We start from the raw sequence: 16,840 nt of genomic DNA on the forward strand, positions 1-16,840 counted from the left end.
ACGGCCGACCGGCCGTCACCGGGCGGGAAGCAGACGGCATCGGACGAGAAGAATCTGAAAAATGGTGGCAGAGTGGCCGATATGGATGATCGGGCAGCGGGTGCCCTGTCGCTCCCCGACGACTGGCCCGCCCACCCGGACCTCAGCCTCGCCCTGAACCGCATGGGCAGCTTCGACTGGGACCTCGACACCGGCCTCATGCACATGGACCAGCCGGCCCTCGACGTGTTCGACCTGACCGCGGACGAGTACGACGGCCGACCGTCCTCCCTCGCACCGCGCGTCCCGACGGACGAGGCGCAGCGCCTGGACGGGCTGGTCTCGCACGCCCTCAAGAGCGGACGCGTGAACTACGGCGCGTACTTCCGCGTCCAGCGGCGCGACGGCACCCTGCGCTGGACCCACACCCAGGGCTTCGTCCGCAGGGACGGGACCGGCCGCCCGCGCCGCATCATCGGGATCGTCCGCGACGCCACCCAGGAGCTGGCCGACTCCACCGCCCGGCACGAGCTGGACGAGGAGCGCCGCCGCCGCACCAGCCTGGTCGAGGGCACCACCGCCGCCCTGGCCCACGCCCGTACCGTCAAGGACGTCATCGCCGTCCTCGAGAACTCCCAGGGGCTCGCCCACCTCGGGGCCACCAGCCTCGTCATGGGCCTGCTGGAGTCCGGCCGCATCCACCTCGTGGCCGACGGCCCCGAGGGCGCGCACGTCCCCGGAACCCGCTACACCCGGGTGGACGAGCAGTACCCGATGAGCGAAGTGGTCCGCACCCTGGCCCCGCGCTTCATCGAGTCCGCCGAGGACTTCGCCGCCTCCTACCCGATCCTGTGGCCCGGCATCAGCCGCCTCGGGATCACCTCCGCCGCCTACATGCCGCTGATCGCCCAGGCCCGCCCGCTCGGCGCACTCGGCCTCCTCTACAGCGGGAAGGCGGGCTTCACCGCCGACGAGCGCAACCTGCTGATGGCGCTCGGCACCTCGATCGCCCAGAGCCTCCAGCGGGCGATGCTCTACGAACAGGAGCACGACCTCGCCGAGGGGCTCCAGCAGGCGATGCTGCCGCGCCGGATTCCCGCCGTGCCGGGGGCGCAGGTCGCCGTCCGCTACCGTTCGGCCCGGCTCGGCCGGGACATCGGAGGCGACTGGTACGACCTGATCCCGCTGCCCGGCGGCCGGGTCGGCGCCGTCATCGGGGACGTGCAGGGCCACGACACCCACGCCGCAGCCGTCATGGGGCAGCTCCGGATCGTCCTGCGCGCGTACGCCGCCGAAGGGCACAGCCCCGCCACGGTGATGGCCCGCGCCTCCGTCTTCCTCCACGAACTGGACACCGACCGCTTCGCCACCTGCACCTACGCCGAGGCCGACCTCACCACCGGGGTCGTGCAGATGGTCCGTGCGGGGCACGTGGAGCCGGTGGTGCGGGAGGCGGACGGCAGTTGCCGCAGAGTGGCGACCGAGGGCGGGCTGCCGCTCGGCCTCTCGGCCGAGTTCGGCCGGCTGGAGTACCCGGTCGGCACGGTCGAACTCGACCCCGGCCAGACGATGATCCTCTTCACCGACGGGCTCGTCGAACTGCCGGGCTCCGACCTCGACGAGGGCATGCAGCGGCTCACCACCCTCGTCGCGAACGGCCCCCGGGACCTGCACGAGCTGGCCGACCGGCTCTGCGACGCCGTCGACGGGCGCGGCGGCCAGGACGACGTCGCCGTCCTGCTGCTGCGCCGCCGCGCCGCCCACGCCCCGCAGTCGGGCGGCCGGCTCCAGCAGCACGTCGCCCAGAACGACCCCGAGGCGCTGAGTTCGGCCCGGCACATGATCCGGACCGCGGTCCGGGCCTGGGGGGCGAAGGACCGGGCCGACGAGATCGAACTCGCGGCCGACGAGCTGATCACCAACGCCCTCATGCACACCGACGGCGGCGCGATCGTCACCGTCCGGGTCCTCACCGGAGCCGAGCGGCGGCTGCGCGTCGACGTCGAGGACCGTTCCAGCGCCCTGCCCCGACGCCGCGACGCGGGGGAGGAGGGGGTGTCGGGGCGCGGCCTGATGCTGGTGGACCGGCTGGCCGACGGCTGGGGCGTGGAGTCGCGCGGCACCGGCAAATGCGTGTGGTGCGCTTTCCTCATTCCGGCCCGCTGAAGCCCGGCCCGCTGCGTGCCGCCCGCTGCGTCCCGGTCCGCCGGGGCGCCGACCGCAGACGTCCTGGACCAACGCGACCGGCGCGGCCGCGTAACCGTACGTGACAGGTATGTGCTTGACCGTGACCGGCCGTAAGGGGTTGACTGCCGGGACCGGAGACCGGCCGCCCCGGCCCCGTCGCCCTCGACGCCATCTTCGACGACATGAGGCCCCCCGTTGAGTACCGAGCTCCTGGCCCCGCTCGATCTCGCCTTCTGGCACCTCGAGTCGGACGCCCACCCGATGCATCTGGGCGCGCTCGCCGTCTTCGCCCCGACGCCCGGTACCGGGCCGCAGCGCATTCTCGGCCTCCTCGCCGACCGCGCCGCCGCCGTCCCCCGGCTGCGCCTGCGCGTACGGGACGTCCTGCTGCCGGTCGGCGGCGCGGCCTGGGCCGTGGACCAGGACTTCGACGTGCACCGGCACGTCGAACACGTCCCCGTGGGCGACGGCGACTTCACGGCGGAGGCCACCCGGCTGGCCGGCGAGCTGATGGAGAGCCCTCTCGGGCGCGGGCTGCCGCCCTGGCGGATGTACCTCATCGGCGGAGCGGAGGGCGAGCCCTTCGCCGTCCTGGTCAAGCTGCACCACGCTCTGGCCGACGGTCTGCGGGCGGTGGCCATCGGGGCCGGGATCTTCGACGAGATCGCCGCCGTCACCAGCGCCCGCGCCGCCTTCCGGAGCCGTCCGCCCGTCCCGCCCCGGTCGTGGCTGCCCGACCTCCGGGAGATGGCGGGCATGGCGCTCGGACGGATCGGCGAGGTCGGCCGGGCGCTCGGCGTGGGGGCCTGTGTCGTCCGGGCCGGACGCCTCGACCTGTGGGGGCCCTCCGCCCTCGCCGCCCCCTCCAGCGGCACCCGCCGCCTGGCCACCGCCGACCTCGACGCCGGGGACCTCCAGCGGATCCGGCGCGCCGAGGGCGGCACCGCCAACGACATCCTCCTCGCCGTCGTCGCCGGGGCGCTGCGCCGCTGGATGGCCGAGCGCGGCGGACCCCTGCCCACCGCCGCTCCACGCGCCCTGGTCCCCGTCTCCCGGCGCCGCCCCGGCGGCGCCGCCTCCGGCAACCGGCTCTCCGCCTACCTGCTCGGGCTGCCGGTCGCCGAGGCCGACCCGCGCGCACGCCTCCGGGCGGTCCGGTGCGCGATGGACCGCAACAAGGCGGCCGGCCCGCTCAAGGGGGCCGGGGCCGTCGCCGTGCTCGCTGACCAACTCCCGCCGCTGGCGCACCGGTTCGGTGCGCCCCTGGCCGCCAACGCGGCCCGCTTGCTCTTCGACGTCCTGGTCACCAGCGTGCCGTTGCCCCGTTCCGCGCTCTCGCTCGGCGGCTGCCCGCTCACCGCCCTCTACCCCATGGCCCCGCTGGCCCGGGGCCAGTCCCTGGCGGTCGCCCTGACCACCTACGGCGGGCGGGTGCACGTGGGCCTGGTGGCCGACGGCAAGGCACTGCCCGACCTCGAACGGCTCGCCGCGGCGGTGGGGGAGGAGTTCACGGAGCTGTACGCCCTCGTCGCCGGCACGGACCGCGCGCCGGCGTCCTGCCGGGCGGCGGGCGACCGGCCGCGACAGCCCTGAGCCCTGCCCGAACCGCCCCACGCCGCAGCCCTGCGGGCCCACCTCGACGGCCGGCCCGCCCCGCTGGAAGGACCCCTTCCCCGCCGCCCCGTCCCGGTGGGGTTCGGCCGTCCGCCTGTGCCGCGGTACGGGAACAAGCCGTGCACCCTTCACACCGTCGGCCCCGGGAACACCTAAACTCCGGCCTCATGCTGCGCGTACTCGCCGTCGACGACGAACGACCCGCCTTGGAGGAGCTCCTCTACCTGCTGCGCGCCGACCCCCGTGTCCGCAGCGCCGAGGGCGCCACCGGCGCGACCGAGGCCCTGCGCCGCATCGGCGGTGCGGTGGACGCCGGCCCCGACGACCCCTCCGCGATCGACGTGGTCTTCCTCGACATCCACATGGCCGGTCTCACCGGCCTGGACGTCGCCCAGCTCCTCGCCGGGTTCGCCGCGCCCCCCCTCATCGTCTTCGTCACCGCCCACGAGGGCTTCGCCCTCCAGGCGTTCGACCTCAAGGCGGTCGACTACGTCCTCAAACCGGTCCGCCGCGAACGGCTCGCCGAAGCCGTCCGCCGGGTCGCCGAGCAGGTGGGGGACCGGTCTGCCCCGGTCCACGACGGCGCCGGCGACCAGATCCCGGTCGAACTCGGCGGCGTGATCCGCTTCGTCCCCATCGACGAGATCGCGTACGCCGAGGCGCAGGGCGACTACGCGCGGCTGCACACCGCCACGGGCAGCCACCTCGTCCGCATCCCGCTCACCACCCTGGAGGAGCGCTGGCGCTCCCGCGGCTTCGTCCGCATCCACCGCCGCCACCTCGTGGCCCTCGGCCGGATCGACGAACTGCGCCTGGACGCGGGCAGCATGAGCGTACGCATCGGGGAGGCCGAGCTCGCCGTCAGCCGCCGCCACACCCGCGCGCTGCGCGACCTCCTGATGCGCCAGGGCGGCCGCTGAGGGATCAGGCCCCGCGACACGGCACGGCGCCGCCGCTGACCTGGGGGGTCCTTTCGCGTTTCCTTCCCAGCGCGGCCCGCCGACGCCTACACTCCGAGCCCATGTCCGCAGAGCCAACCCCCCGGCGGGAAGTGGTGACGGGGGAGCCGCGCCGGGTGCGTCCGCTGCCCCGCTACCGCACCCAGGCGGAGATCGACGAACAGACCGCACTCGGCGGGGCCTACGTGCGCTCGCTGATGCGCGGCCAACTGCGCGCCGGGCTCACCGTCTTCACCGTGCTCGCCCTCGTCACCGGCACCCTGCCGCTGCTGTTCGCCGCGCTGGACAGCCCCGCCCTGGTCTGGGGGGTGCTCGGCTTCGCCGCCTACCCGCCGCTCACCCTCGCCGCCTGGTGGTACGTCCGCCGGGCCGAGCGCAACGAGCGCGACTTCGCCCGGCTGGTGGAGGGCCGCCCCGCACCGTGAGCGCCCCCGACCACACGGCGTCCTGGGCGGCCGTCGCCCTCGTCGTCCTCGCCACCGTCCTCGTCGGCGGCTTCGGCCTGCGGATCTCCCGTACGACCTCCGACTTCTACGTCGCCTCCCGCACCGTGCGGCCCCGGCTCAACGCCGCCGCGATCAGCGGTGAATACCTCTCGGCCGCCTCCTTCCTCGGGGTCGCCGGGCTCGTCCTCGTCCACGGCCCCGACATGCTCTGGTACCCGGTCGGCTACACCGCCGGATACCTCGTGCTCCTCGTCTTCGTCGCCGCGCCCCTGCGCCGCTCCGGGGCGTACACCCTGCCCGACTTCGCCGAGGGCCGGCTCGAATCACGGCGGGTCCGCCGACTGGTCAGCGCCCTCGTCGTCGGCGCGGGCTGGCTCTACCTCGTCCCCCAGCTCCAGGGCGCCGGACTCACCCTCAAGATCCTCACCGGCGCCCCCGGCTGGCTCGGCGACGTCCTCGTCGCCACCGTCGTGACCGCCGCCGTCGCCGCGGGCGGCATGCGCTCCATCACCTTCGTCCAGGTCTTCCAGTACTGGCTGAAGCTCACCGCCCTCCTGGTCCCCGCCCTCTTCCTGGTCCTCGCCTGGCAGGGCGACGGCCGGCCCCGCGTCGGCCTCGACGACCAGCTCGCCGTCTTCCGCGCCGACCACCCCCTCTACGCCACCTACGGGCTGATCGTCGCGACCTTCCTCGGCACCATGGGCCTGCCCCACGTCGTCGTCCGCTTCTACACCAGCCCCAACGGCCGCGACGCCCGCCGCACCACCGTCGCCGTCCTCGCCCTGATCGGCCTCTTCTACCTGCTCCCGCCCCTCTACGGGGCGCTCGGCCGCCTCTACACCCCCGAACTGCGGTACGGGGGAGACGCGGACGCGGCCGTCCTGCTGCTGCCGGCCCGGGTGATCGGCGGCGTCGGCGGCGACCTCCTCGGGGCGCTGATCGCGGGCGGGGCGTTCGCCGCGTTCCTGTCCACCGCCTCAGGGCTCACCATGGCCGTGGCCGGGGTGATCACCCAGGACGTGCTGCCCTCGCGCGGGGTACGCCACTTCCGCCTCGCCACCGTCCTCGCCATCGCCGTGCCCCTGCTGATCTCGCTGCTGGTCAGCCGGGTGCCGGTGGCCGACGCGGTGGGCATGGCCTTCGCCGTCTCCGCCTCCTCCTTCTGCCCCCTGCTGGTCCTCGGCATCTGGTGGCGGCGGCTCACCCCGCCCGGTGCGGCGGCCGGGCTCCTGCTCGGCGGGGGGTCCGCGCTGCTCGCCGTGGCCATCACCGTCAGCGGAGCCGTACGCCCGCCGGGCTGGCCGCACGCCCTGCTCGCCTGGCCCGCCGTCTGGTCGGTCCCCGTCGGCTTCCTCGCGATGGTCCTCGTCTCGCTCGCCACCCCCGGCCGCATACCCCCGGGCACCAACGCCGCCATGACCCGCTTCCACCTCCCCGAAGCCCTCACCCCGGCGCGGGCGGCCCCCGGGAGGGAGCGATGACCGGGGCCGGGGCCGCCGTCCTCGTCGTCCTGGCCGCACTGCTGTTCGGGGCCGGTCACCTGCTGGGCCGCCGCACCGCCCGGCCGGTGCGCCCCAGCGACGTCGGCACCCCCGTCGAGCACGCCACCTTCGAGACCCTGCACACCGCGTCGCTGGCCGCCCCGCCGCTGCGGGCCGGGCTCACCGAGGAGAGCGCCCGGCGCGCCGCCCGCAGGCTGCGCTCCCTGCTCGGCACGGACGCCCTCTGCCTCACCGACCGGGACCGGGTGCTGGTCTGGGACGGGGCCGGGCACCACCACGGCAAGGACGTGATGGAGCATCTGAAGGCGCTGCTGGACAACGGCCGCGGCACCGCCTTCGACAGCGGCTGCGCCGACCTCGACTGCCCGCTGCGCTGGGCCGTCGCCGTACCGCTCACCGTCGAGAACCGGGTCCTCGGCGCGCTCGTCGCCTACGCTCCGCGCGAGTCGGCGGTGCTGGCCCGGGCGGCGGGGGAGGTGGCGCGCTGGGTCTGCGTCCAGCTCGAACTGGCGGAGCTGGACCGCTCCCGCACCCAGCTCATCGAGGCCGAGATCAAGGCCCTGCGGGCGCAGATCTCCCCGCACTTCATCTTCAACTCGCTCGCCGCGATCGCCTCGTTCGTCCGGACCGACCCCGAACAGGCCCGTGAACTGCTGCTGGAGTTCGCCGACTTCACCCGCTACTCGTTCCGGCAGCACGGGGAGTTCACCACGCTGGCGGACGAACTGCACTCCATCGACCAGTACTTGGCGCTCGTCCGGGCCCGCTTCGGGGAACGGCTCGCCGTGACCCTCCAGGTCGCCCCCGAGGTGCTGCCGGTCGCGCTGCCGTTCCTGTGCCTCCAGCCGCTCGTGGAGAACGCCGTCAAACACGGCCTCGAAGGAGCGGTCACCCGCAGCCGGATCACCATCAGCGCCCTGGACGCCGGCTCGGAGGCCGAGGTGGTCATCGAGGACGACGGGACGGGTATGGACCCCGAGCGGCTGCGGCGGATCCTGCGCGGCGAGGGCGGTGCCTCCGCCGGCATCGGCCTCCTCAACGTGGACCAGCGGCTGCGCCAGGTCTACGGCGACGACTACGGCCTGGTCATCGAGACCGGGGTCGGGGCGGGCATGAAGATCACGCTGCGGCTGCCCAAGTACCGCGCCGGAGTGCACGGTTCCTGAACCCGGCCGGCGGGTCGGACGCCCGCCCCCGCCCCGGAGGCCCCGCCCCCGCCCCGAGGCCCCGCCCTCCCCCGCCCCCTCTCAGCACAGCTGGACGGCCAGGTGTCCGAGAGGCAGCCCCAACTGCCAGGCGGGCGTCCAGACCCGGACCTCCTGATCGCCCGCGGGGCCGGCGGCGGCCCAGGGCGCGGGGCCGATCGCGTCCAGGTCCGCGGCCGGCAGCTCGGTCTCCTCCAGCCAGCGCCAGGCCGACCGGGCCAGCGCCAGATCGGGGTCCTCGGCGCCGGTGCGCAGCTCGGCCTCCGCCAGCCGCTCGCAGATCCAGCCGCGCCAGGCGCACGCGTACGCGGTGAGCTTCCTCAGCTCCTCCACCCGCGCTTCGGACAGGACGGCGAGGGCCGCCGTCTCCCCGGGGCGCTCGCACAGGAACATCGTCAGCGCGAGCGCGTCGCGCCCGGCGCGGAACTCCGGCGTCCTCGGCTCCATCAGATCGCCGGTCCGCAGCAGCTCGTCGGCGATGTACTCGGTGGCCAGCCACGTCATCGGTACCCGGAGCCCGTTCCCGCCGGTCCCCTCCGTATCCTCGGGACGCATCCCGTCTCGCCTCTTTTCTCGCTCGGTGCCGGGCTTCACGCAGCATTGAACCGGGGGCGGGCCTCCGGCGTGGACAGAAGGGGAGGATCGCCCAGGAGATGCGAGGCTGCGAATGAGTGCCGACCCCGGCGACGACCCGCATGTGCGCCTGCTGCTCGGTGCGTACGTCCTGGACGCCCTGGACGCGCAGGAGACGCGCCGCGTCGCCCGGCACCTCCAGGGCTGCGACGGCTGCGCCCGGGGCTACGTGGAGGTGGCCGAGGCAGCCGCCCTGCTGGCGCTGGTCCGGCCGGAGGACCTGCGGGAGTAACCGGGCAGGGTCCGTGCGAGGGCCCGCAGCGCGTAGTACGAACGGGACTTGACGGTTCCTGCGGGGATGCCGAGCACCTCGGCCGTCTCGCCGACGCTCAGGCCCCGGAAGTAGATCTGCACCAGCACCGCGCGGTGCTCGGGGCTGAGGGTGCGGACCGCTTCGCGGACGTCGAGGGCGTGCACGGCGCTGTCCGCGGTGTCCCGGGCGTCCGGGGTGGTCTCCAGGACCGTGTCGCCGACCTCGACCGGCCGGGCCTGCCGGGAGCGCCGGGCGTCGATCGCCAGGCGGCGGCCGACGGTGAACAGCCAGGGCCGCATCGAGGCGTAAGGGGCGTCGAACGCCTCCGGGTGCTGCCAGGCGCGTACCAGGGTCTCCTGCACCAGGTCCTCGGCCCGCTGCCGGTCCCCGAAGGTCAGGCCGAGCAGGAAGTGGAACAGGGCGGGGCCGTGTTCCCGCTGGAGCTCCGCCAGGGTCCGCTCATCGGTCGTCGTGGTGGTCTTCATGAACGTCCTCTCCCGCCGAGGCCCCTGGCGGCCTCGTTGCCGACGGGCGTATACGAACGCATTCGGCGGCGCGGGAACAGGCGGTGCGCCGAGGTGTGCGACGAGCGGTCGCTCAGTGCGGCGAATGGTGCGGTGAACGGTCGAGGGGCCGTCAGGGTCGGCCGGTACGACCGGTTCAGCTAGGTATGCGGCGATGCTCCTTGCTTATCCGATATGAAAATCTATGTAGTCGGATGGTCGTAATCATCCGAACATGGAGCCGAGCAGATGACCCAGCGCATCCGACCGGGCGCCGTGGCCGCCCTCGCCCTCCTGCTCGCCGCGGCCACCGGCTGCACCGGGCAGCAGCCCGCGCCCCCCGCGTCGAGCGGGCACTCCGCCGCCGCCCGGGGCACGGGCGGCGGGCACGCCGAGGGGCCCCGCCCGTTCACGCTGCTCACCGCGGGCGACGTCCTGCCGCACTCCTCCGTGATCGACCGGGCCGCCGCCGACGCGGGCGGCGCGGGCTACGACTTCGCCCCGATGCTGGCGGGCGTCGCCCCGGTCGTCTCCGGCGCGGACCTGGCGTTCTGCCATATGGAGACGGTCTACGGGAAGAAGGGCGGCCCCTACACCGGCTACCCCAGCTTCAAGTCGCCGCCGGAGATCGCCTCCGCCCTGCGCGCCACCGGATTCGACTCCTGCTCCACCGCCTCCAACCACACCCTCGACGACGGGGCCGAGGGCGTACGGCGCACGCTCGACGCCCTGGACGGTGCGGGCATCCGGCACGCGGGCTCCGCCCGCACCGCCGCCGAGGCCGCCCGGCCCACGATCCTGTCCGCCGGGCCGGGCGAGCACGCCGCCAAGGTCGCCCACCTCGCGTACACCTACGGCACCAACGGCATCCCGCTCCCCGCCGACCGGCCCTGGACGGTCGACGTGACCGACGAGCGCAGGATCATCGAGGAGGCCAGGGCCGCCCGCCGGGCGGGCGCCGACGTCGTCGTGCTCTCCCTCCACTGGGGCACCGAGTGGCAGGACGAGCCGGACGCGCGCCAGCGGGAGCTGGCCCGGAGGATCACCGCCTCCACCGACCGGGGGCGCCCGGACATCGACGTCGTGGCCGGTACGCACGCCCACGTGCCCCAGGCGTACGAGAAGGTCAACGGCGTCTGGGTCGTCTACGGCATGGGCGACCAGATCGCCGGGGCGATGATCAACGACGAGGGGGCCCAGGACCCGCGCGGCAACCAGAGCTCGATGGCCCGCTTCACCTTCGCGCCGCCCGCCGAAGCCGGCGGGCGCTGGACCGTGAAGAAGGCCGAGTTCGTCCCGCAGTGGTACGACACCACCACGGGGCGGGCCGTGAACCTCAACGCCGCGATCGACGGCGGGGCCGGACACCTGAAGGGGGTCCGCGACCGCATCCGTGCCGTCGTCCTCAGCCGGGGCGCGGAGGAGGACGGGCTCCGCATGGGCGAGTAGGGCCGGCGTCGGCGGTTACGGCACCACCGTGACGGGCCAGCGCCCCGCCTTCACCAGGCGTACGGCCACCGAACCGATGAAGCGGTGCCCGGCCGATTCCGACGCCCCGACCACCACCGCGTCCGCCCGCAGATCGTCGGCCGCCGTCACCAGCCCGTTGTAGGGGTCGCCCCGGAAGGTGTGGAACTCCCAGCGCACGTCCCACGCGTCCCGGAAGCGCTCGGCGGCCTCGCGGATCTCGGAGACCAGGCCCTCCGCGACCTCGGTCGTCGTGTCGGCCACCGGCACGCCCAGCGCCGCGCCCGCCGTGATGACGGGCTGGACGTACACCAGGGCCAGCACGGCGTTCTGGCGGCGGGCGAGTCCGGCGGCGTAGGCCGCCGCGCGCATCGACGAATCGGAGCCGTCCAGCCCCGCGACGATCACCTTGGGGCCGTCGGTCCCGCGTTCGAACCGATGAGGGGGAGGCTGCTGCTCTGTCACGGCTCCGAGGCTATCGGCTCGGCCGAAGGGCGGGATCCGGGGGCCGCGGCAGGCTCCGAGGATGATGAGCATACTGCGTCGAATGGGTACAAAACGGGCATTGCTTGGTGTCGGCGGCCGGACGGGGCCGTGGGCCGTGCGAGCAGTTGGCCATGAGAAGCGATCACCCCCGACCCGAACGCCGCACGCTGCTGAGGATCGCGCTCGGCCTCGGAACCGCCACCGCCGTCCACCTGGTCGCCGCCGGTCCGGCGTCGACCCCCACCCGCCCCGCACACACCGCCGGAGCCCCGCCCGCCGCCGCCGCGGGGCCCCCGGCCGCCGTGCGGGGCCGCCCCTCCCCCTACCGGCTCGAACCCATGACGGCCCACACCCCGCCCCGGTTCAGACCGGCCCGGCCGCCCGTGCGGACCCGGCCCTTCGAACACCTCCCCGACCTCGGGCACTCGATGGTCCTCAGCTTCGACGACGGCCCCGACCCGCTCTACACCCCGCACATCCTCGCCACCCTGCGCGAGCACCGGGTCCGCGCGATGTTCTTCGTCTGCGGCGAGATGGCCGAGGGCAACCCGGACCTGCTGCGCGAGATGGCCGACGACGGGCACGTGGTGGGCAACCACTCCTGGTCCCACCCGCTGATCCCGAAGCTCTCCCGCGCCGCGATCCGCGACGAGCTGGGGCGTACCAGCGAGGCGGTGGACCGGGCGCTCGGGGGGCCGCCGCTGTGGTACCGCGCCCCTTACGGTGCGTGGAACCGCAACTCCTTCGAGATCGGGGCCGAATTGGGCATGGAGCCCATGGCCTGGACCGTGGACACGCTCGACTGGAGGACGCCGGGGACCGACGTGATCGTGCGGCGGGTGCTGGACGGCGCGGCGCCCGGCGTCGTCGTCCTCTCGCACGACGCGGGCGGCGATCGCTCGCAGAGCGTGGCGGCCCTGCGCCGCTACCTGCCCCGGCTGCTGGAGAGCGGCTACCGCCTCACGGTGCCGCACCGCCTCTGAGCGGACCGGCGTGGTGCGCCCCCGACGACACCGGAACCGACGTGACCGCCGGGGGCGCGGCAGGGCGGGGGCGCCGCGTCCGACGGCGCCGGATCAGCGGGAGCCGACGAGCCGGGCGAAGACCACCACGTTGCCGTCGTAGCCGTCCGCCTTCGTGTAACCCCCGCCGCAGGTGATGACCCGCAGCTCCGCGTGGCCGGTGTCGCCGTAGACCCGGGGGCCGGGGAAGTCGTTCTTGGAGAAGACCTCGACCCCGTACACCTCGAAGATCCCGACCCGGCCGTCGTACCGGGTGACCTCGACGCGTTGCCCCTTGCGGAGCGAGCCGAGACCGTAGAAAACGGCGGGCCCCGCGTTGTTGTCGACATGGCCGACGACCACGGCGGTGCCGCGCTGGCCGGGGGCGATGCCGTTCTGGTACCAGCCGGCGAGGTTGGGGTCCTCGGCGGGCGGGGCCTCGATCCAGCCGTTGGCGTCCAGGTTGACGTCGATGATCGGGGCGTCCACGTCGATGGAGGAGATCTTCACCCGGGAGGCGGGGGCGTACGGCAGCGGCTGCACCGGCTCGCCCTCCACCGGAGGCCCCGCGGCGTCCTTGCCCAGGTCGAGCGAGGCGGCCGCGGCGGGCTGGGGCGGTCCCGCGTCGCCGAACTCCGTGCCGTTGCGCATGAGGGCGAGGCCGCTGAGCAGCACCAGGGCGATCGCCCCCCAGGGCACACGTCTGGTCCGCTCGCCACCGGTGTAGTCCCGGCCCATGGTTCTCCCTTCGTCGCGACCCTGTGAACGTTAAGGGCGGGGCGCGGAGGCGGCGATCGGAGAGAGGCGAACGGGTGGCGGGGTCGCCCGGTGGGCCGCGGCGGGTGCTGCCCATCGGAGTAATGAGCAGATAAAAATTCTGACGGCTCGTGACCTGCGGCTCCGTCAGGTTCAGGGGGGTCCGCGCGGCGTGTCGCGTCACCGGGGTGGCGCAACGCCGAAGTGCGACTCGTCGGCCCACTGGTGAGTGTTCGTCATGGGAGGCGTTCACGTCGATCCATCCCCGGGGAGAAGCCCCTGGGGGCGTTTCCCGCTGGAGGTTCACACGATGCGTGCTTCACGCGCTCTCGCGGTCACCGCGACCGCCTTCGCGGCTGTCGGGCTCGCGGCCCCCATGGCCGCCGCCACCAACGGTCCGAGCAACATCACCGTCAACCCGTACTCGGTCCACCAGGGCGCGACCATGAAGGTCACCGCGCAGGGCTGCGGGCACGGCGGCAAGGTCTGGTCGAACGCGTTCCCGACGACTGAACTCTCCGCAGGCGGCACGGGGTACGCGACGGCGCACATCCGTCACAACACCACGCCGGGGCACTACAACCTCTCGGTGAAGTGCCATGACAACAGCCGGATCGAGACGCACAAGTTCACCGTGCTCGCCGGCAACGGCGCCCAGGGCGGGCTCGGCGGCTCGATGGGCCCCAGCTCCGTGGAGATGCAGGTCGGCGGCGGTCTGGTGGCCGCCGCCGCGGTCGGCGGCGCGGTCTTCCTCGTCCGTCGCCGGCGGACGAGCCATGCGGCGTTCTAGGGCGTCGAACCTCCTGCCCGGCCCGATACGCCCGTCGCCCCGAGTCCTGGATCAGGACCCGGGGCGACTGCCGTACGCCGCACGAGCGCGGTCAGTGGCGGCGGTCGGCGGCGCGGCGGCGCGCGAACCAGAGGGCGCCCGAGGCCGCCGCGGCCACCAGGGCCGCTCCGGCGGCGATCTCCACCGTGTCGGTGGAGGCGGCGCTGCCGCCGAGGCCGCCGCGCACCCCGCCCGGTACGAGCGCCGTCGAACTGGCGGTGGGGACCGTGGTGGGCGTCGCGGTCGGGGCGGGGGTGCTCGTGGCGCCGCCGGTGATCGTCAGGTTGACGTTCCGGGAGGTGCCGGTGGAGCCGCACGAGAACGTCACGGCGTAGACGGCGCCCCGGCGGGCGTCGGTGTCGACGGTGGCGGAGCCCGTCGTGCTGCCGCTGGGGATCACGGTCGTGTCGAAGACGCCCGAGCTGACGGTCGTCTCGCCCGTGCACCCGCCGGAACCGAGCGTCACCCGGCCGCCCGGGGCGATGACCGAGGGCGTGATGGTCGGGTTGAACGTGCTGGAAGCCCCGTCCGGGGCGGCGAAGGCGGCGGACGGGGCGATCAGCGTCAGGGCGCCGGCGCCGAGCAGGGCGAGCGGTGCGACACGTATCGCGCGCATGGTGGATCCTCCGGGTTCCCCGAGGGGCAGCTGCGGAACGAATTTCCACATAGCAGGAAAAATGCACCTCGATGCCCGACACGCTAGGAGGGGCCCTCCCGGCCCGCGATCGGGGTCCGGCGAATGGGGCAGCGGGATCCCCCGACCGGCCCACCCGACGGGCCCATCCGTCCGGTCCCACCCGTCCGGGCTCCTCCGTCCGGGGGCCGCACCTGTTCACGGGGACCGTTCCGGACCCGTTCGCTGTGCTCGCTCCTCGCCCGAGGGGGCCGTCCTCAGCCGGCGACTCCCGGGAACATGTCGAGGAACGGCTCCGCGGTGGCCGAGATCCCCCGGCCGAAGGGCGCGTCGAAGTCCCAGATGAGGAAGAGGAGGAAAGCGATCAGTGCGCTGAACAGGCCCGCCAGGAGCAGTTCGCGGAACGTTCTGCGGATCTGCAGCGTGAAGACCAGCCCCACGGTCACCAGGGCCCCGATGATCAGCCCGAACCAGACCACCCCGGGCATCGTCGCCCCGGCGTTCTGCCCCCGCGAGCTGCGGGCGTCGTCCGCCGCCGCCACCTGGTCGACCAGCGGCTGGTACGCCTGCCCCTCGTGGTCGTTCTTGGGTACGTAGTGGGTCACGTCCGCCCGTACCCTGTCCAGCAGTTCGGTGCCGCGCTCGGTGAGCGTGTGCCGTTCGGACATCACCTTCCACTCGTCGTGGACCACATGGTCGACATAGGCGTCCACGTCCGCCCGGATGCGGTCGCGGACCTCCGCCGGGTAGACCGAAGCCCGCTCCCGCACCTCGTGCAGCGCCTGCGCCTCGATGCGCACGGACTCCTGGGCGGCGCTGCGGCCCTCCCAGACGCCTGCGATGGCGAGGCCCAGGACGATCGCGTAGACCACGCCGATCATCATCGTCATGTACTCGATGACGTCAGGTGTCTCGGACGGGTCGTCGTCCTCCCCGATCCGCCGGTTGTTCAGGACGGCGATGGTGAGGACCACCGCGCAGGCGGAGGCCATGGCAATGCTCAGGACGAGCCATTCGGACATGCGTCTCTCCAGGTCAGCGGGATGATCGCGGGCGCAGTACGGCGACGGCGAACACCGCCGGGGCAGTGATGAGCAGTGTCAGGGAGACCAGTGACGGCCCGCTCCTCGGCTGCTTGCGGACGGTTTTGCGGTACGTGGGCAGGGCGACGGCCCGGTGCTGCGGCGGCTGGGTCCGCACCGGCGGCTCCGGCGCGGGCGAGGGTTTCGGCGGGGGAACCGGGGCCGGCGGTCCCGGTCGTGCCGGAGGCGGCGGGGGAGGGGAGGGCGACGGTGGCGGCGGAGGCGGCGGTTCAGCGACCACCGGTGGCGGCGGAGCGGGGGAGGGCGGAGCGGGGGGCGGCGGAGAGGGCTTCGGCGGTGGAGGCAGGGGCTTCGGCGGTGGCGACGGCGGTGGTGGTGGTGAAGGAGGCGGCGGTGTGGGCGGGGGCGGTGTGGGCGGGGGCGGTGTGGGGACCGGAACGCAGTCCCCGCTCCCTGCCACGGCGACCGCCGTACTGCCGTCACCCTGCCCGACCGTGGCCACCGCGCAGCTGTCGGCGGAGGCCGGCAGCGGTACGGCTGTCAGCCAGAGGAGTGCGGCGACCGTCGAGAGCCGCGCGATGTGTGATCCGTGCACGACGGGCAGCATGAACCGCAGAGCCGGACGACACGCCGTTCGAGTGGGTGATTCGCCTGATCGGGGGGTTATTGGGTCATTCGTGTTTACGTGGCGGTCCCGGGGCCCCCCGGCGTTTTCGGGACTTTCTTCGAACGCGGTTGACCGCGACCCCGTGGGCGCCGCCCGCGCCGGACCGACGGGCGGGAGGCAGGGGTGGCTGGTGCACCGTCACGCGAAGGCGCGAAAGCGCCGTGACGCGAAAGCGCGAAAGCGCGAAAGCGCTGAGGTGCGGAGGCGCTGAGGCGCGAAAGCGCGGAGGCCGCGAGGAACGCCGACGGCGCGGCCGGGGCCGAACCGGTCGCCCCCGCCGGGCTCTCGGTTGGAGAGGCCCCGGAGCGCGGCTCCCGCGCGGGGGACGGCACGGGCAGGGCGGTTTGCCGGTTGGCCGATGGCTCCGCCCCGCCGATGAAGACCGCCTGCGGGGGCGACTGTCTCACAAGCGGCCGGTAGGTGCTCTCGTGGCCACCATGCGGTCGCCGGAGCGAGGGGGAGGGATGTGTCGCTTTCGACTGCCCCACGGTGACGAGCGGCGGACCACCGACTGCCGACCTCTCTCCCCTTCGCGGGCTGTGAGAAACCCGGCGACGCCCCCGGGCGGGGCTTCGCCGGAACCGGACGCACCGTTGTCCCGGAGGCGGAACTCATCGGCGCTCCGGAGCGATCACGGCCCCGCCCGACCACCGCCCGACCACCGCCCGGGGGCCCC

16 protein-coding genes are annotated in these 16,840 nt (G+C 74.0%); 10 read left to right on the forward strand and 6 right to left on the reverse strand.

Going from position 1 to position 16,840, the window contains the following annotated elements; translation table 11 throughout:
• Positions 1-81 precede the first annotated feature (81 nt).
• The 6 genes from ACH4K1_RS18090 (at position 82) to ACH4K1_RS18115 (ending at position 7,853) form a co-directional block, all read left to right on the forward strand.
• Positions 82-2,145, forward strand: a complete 2,064-nt coding sequence (locus ACH4K1_RS18090) for a SpoIIE family protein phosphatase (protein WP_398090287.1) — start codon at positions 82-84, stop codon at positions 2,143-2,145.
• A 216-nt stretch (positions 2,146-2,361) separates the two neighbouring features.
• Positions 2,362-3,759 carry a wax ester/triacylglycerol synthase family O-acyltransferase gene (locus ACH4K1_RS18095; protein WP_398090288.1) on the forward strand — a complete coding sequence of 466 codons (1,398 nt, stop codon included), beginning with the start codon at positions 2,362-2,364 and terminating at the stop codon, positions 3,757-3,759.
• Between the two features lie 188 nt (positions 3,760-3,947).
• Entirely contained in the window at positions 3,948-4,700 is a 753-nt protein-coding gene (locus ACH4K1_RS18100) for a LytTR family DNA-binding domain-containing protein (protein WP_228992035.1), read from the forward strand.
• 101 nt (positions 4,701-4,801) lie between these two features.
• Positions 4,802-5,164: a hypothetical protein gene (locus tag ACH4K1_RS18105; RefSeq protein WP_398090289.1), complete on the forward strand. Its 363-nt coding sequence runs from the start codon at positions 4,802-4,804 to the stop codon at positions 5,162-5,164.
• Entirely contained in the window at positions 5,161-6,666 is a 1,506-nt protein-coding gene (locus ACH4K1_RS18110) for a cation acetate symporter (protein ID WP_398090290.1), read from the forward strand. The genes ACH4K1_RS18105 and ACH4K1_RS18110 overlap by 4 nt, the downstream gene beginning before the upstream one ends.
• Positions 6,663-7,853: a sensor histidine kinase gene (locus ACH4K1_RS18115; protein WP_073770771.1), complete on the forward strand. Its 1,191-nt coding sequence runs from the start codon at positions 6,663-6,665 to the stop codon at positions 7,851-7,853. Before ACH4K1_RS18110 ends, ACH4K1_RS18115 begins: the two co-directional genes overlap by 4 nt.
• Positions 7,854-7,934: 81 nt before the next feature.
• Here the strand turns inward: ACH4K1_RS18115 and ACH4K1_RS18120 are convergent, their stop codons facing one another.
• The gene (locus ACH4K1_RS18120; protein WP_398090291.1) at positions 7,935-8,447 is read right to left on the reverse strand and encodes a hypothetical protein; all 513 of its coding nucleotides are present in this window, start codon (positions 8,445-8,447) and stop codon (positions 7,935-7,937) included.
• A gap of 112 nt (positions 8,448-8,559) precedes the next feature.
• On the opposite strand from ACH4K1_RS18120, the gene ACH4K1_RS18125 reads away from it, so the two are divergent.
• Entirely contained in the window at positions 8,560-8,757 is a 198-nt protein-coding gene (locus ACH4K1_RS18125) for a zf-HC2 domain-containing protein (protein ID WP_398090292.1), read from the forward strand.
• Here the strand turns inward: ACH4K1_RS18125 and ACH4K1_RS18130 are convergent.
• The gene (locus tag ACH4K1_RS18130; RefSeq protein WP_398090293.1) at positions 8,691-9,263 is read right to left on the reverse strand and encodes a sigma-70 family RNA polymerase sigma factor; all 573 of its coding nucleotides are present in this window, start codon (positions 9,261-9,263) and stop codon (positions 8,691-8,693) included. The genes ACH4K1_RS18125 and ACH4K1_RS18130 overlap by 67 nt on opposite strands.
• A 267-nt stretch (positions 9,264-9,530) precedes the next feature.
• Between ACH4K1_RS18130 and ACH4K1_RS18135 the strand changes: the two genes are divergently transcribed.
• Complete coding sequence (locus ACH4K1_RS18135; RefSeq protein ID WP_398090294.1) at positions 9,531-10,730, forward strand: CapA family protein; 1,200 nt, start codon at positions 9,531-9,533, stop codon at positions 10,728-10,730.
• Positions 10,731-10,745: 15 nt separating this feature from the next.
• On the opposite strand, the gene ACH4K1_RS18140 is transcribed toward ACH4K1_RS18135, so the two are convergent.
• Positions 10,746-11,213: a universal stress protein gene (locus tag ACH4K1_RS18140; protein ID WP_398090295.1), complete on the reverse strand. Its 468-nt coding sequence runs from the start codon at positions 11,211-11,213 to the stop codon at positions 10,746-10,748.
• A gap of 152 nt (positions 11,214-11,365) precedes the next feature.
• On the opposite strand from ACH4K1_RS18140, the gene ACH4K1_RS18145 reads away from it, so the two are divergent.
• On the forward strand, positions 11,366-12,217 hold the full coding sequence (locus tag ACH4K1_RS18145) for a polysaccharide deacetylase family protein (RefSeq protein ID WP_398090296.1): 852 nt from the start codon (positions 11,366-11,368) through the stop codon (positions 12,215-12,217).
• A 93-nt stretch (positions 12,218-12,310) separates the two neighbouring features.
• On the opposite strand, the gene ACH4K1_RS18150 is transcribed toward ACH4K1_RS18145, so the two are convergent.
• Entirely contained in the window at positions 12,311-12,973 is a 663-nt protein-coding gene (locus ACH4K1_RS18150) for a class F sortase (RefSeq protein ID WP_398090297.1), read from the reverse strand.
• A gap of 328 nt (positions 12,974-13,301) precedes the next feature.
• Here ACH4K1_RS18150 and ACH4K1_RS18155 point away from each other — a divergent pair, with 328 nt between their 5' ends.
• The gene (locus ACH4K1_RS18155) at positions 13,302-13,781 is read left to right on the forward strand and encodes a hypothetical protein (RefSeq protein WP_398090298.1); all 480 of its coding nucleotides are present in this window, start codon (positions 13,302-13,304) and stop codon (positions 13,779-13,781) included.
• Positions 13,782-13,872: 91 nt separating this feature from the next.
• Here ACH4K1_RS18155 and ACH4K1_RS18160 read toward each other — a convergent pair whose 3' ends face one another.
• Both ACH4K1_RS18160 and ACH4K1_RS18165 read right to left on the reverse strand, forming a co-directional pair.
• The gene (locus ACH4K1_RS18160; RefSeq protein WP_398090299.1) at positions 13,873-14,436 is read right to left on the reverse strand and encodes a hypothetical protein; all 564 of its coding nucleotides are present in this window, start codon (positions 14,434-14,436) and stop codon (positions 13,873-13,875) included.
• A 275-nt stretch (positions 14,437-14,711) separates the two neighbouring features.
• Positions 14,712-15,476, reverse strand: coding sequence for a DUF4239 domain-containing protein (locus tag ACH4K1_RS18165; RefSeq protein WP_398090300.1), 765 nt, complete (start codon positions 15,474-15,476; stop codon positions 14,712-14,714).
• Between the last annotated feature and the right edge of the window lie 1,364 nt (positions 15,477-16,840).

Source organism: Streptomyces sp. NPDC017448 (assembly GCF_044330565.1).
Lineage (GTDB): Bacteria > Actinomycetota > Actinomycetes > Streptomycetales > Streptomycetaceae > Streptomyces.

Excerpts from the sequence above, each read along its gene's own strand:
- ACH4K1_RS18090 (WP_398090287.1), top strand. The coding sequence starts at position 82 with ATGGATGATCGGGCAGCGGGTGCCCTGTCGCTCCCCGACGACTGGCCC.
- ACH4K1_RS18100 (WP_228992035.1), top strand. The coding sequence starts at position 3,948 with ATGCTGCGCGTACTCGCCGTCGACGACGAACGACCCGCCTTGGAGGAG.
- ACH4K1_RS18105 (WP_398090289.1), top strand. The coding sequence starts at position 4,802 with ATGTCCGCAGAGCCAACCCCCCGGCGGGAAGTGGTGACGGGGGAGCCG.
- ACH4K1_RS18115 (WP_073770771.1), top strand. The coding sequence starts at position 6,663 with ATGACCGGGGCCGGGGCCGCCGTCCTCGTCGTCCTGGCCGCACTGCTG.
- ACH4K1_RS18120 (WP_398090291.1), bottom strand. The coding sequence starts at position 8,447 with ATGCGTCCCGAGGATACGGAGGGGACCGGCGGGAACGGGCTCCGGGTA.
- ACH4K1_RS18125 (WP_398090292.1), top strand. The coding sequence starts at position 8,560 with ATGAGTGCCGACCCCGGCGACGACCCGCATGTGCGCCTGCTGCTCGGT.
- ACH4K1_RS18130 (WP_398090293.1), bottom strand. The coding sequence starts at position 9,263 with ATGAAGACCACCACGACGACCGATGAGCGGACCCTGGCGGAGCTCCAG.
- ACH4K1_RS18135 (WP_398090294.1), top strand. The coding sequence starts at position 9,531 with ATGACCCAGCGCATCCGACCGGGCGCCGTGGCCGCCCTCGCCCTCCTG.
- ACH4K1_RS18145 (WP_398090296.1), top strand. The coding sequence starts at position 11,366 with ATGAGAAGCGATCACCCCCGACCCGAACGCCGCACGCTGCTGAGGATC.
- ACH4K1_RS18150 (WP_398090297.1), bottom strand. The coding sequence starts at position 12,973 with ATGGGCCGGGACTACACCGGTGGCGAGCGGACCAGACGTGTGCCCTGG.
- ACH4K1_RS18155 (WP_398090298.1), top strand. The coding sequence starts at position 13,302 with ATGCGTGCTTCACGCGCTCTCGCGGTCACCGCGACCGCCTTCGCGGCT.
- ACH4K1_RS18160 (WP_398090299.1), bottom strand. The coding sequence starts at position 14,436 with ATGCGCGCGATACGTGTCGCACCGCTCGCCCTGCTCGGCGCCGGCGCC.
- ACH4K1_RS18165 (WP_398090300.1), bottom strand. The coding sequence starts at position 15,476 with ATGTCCGAATGGCTCGTCCTGAGCATTGCCATGGCCTCCGCCTGCGCG.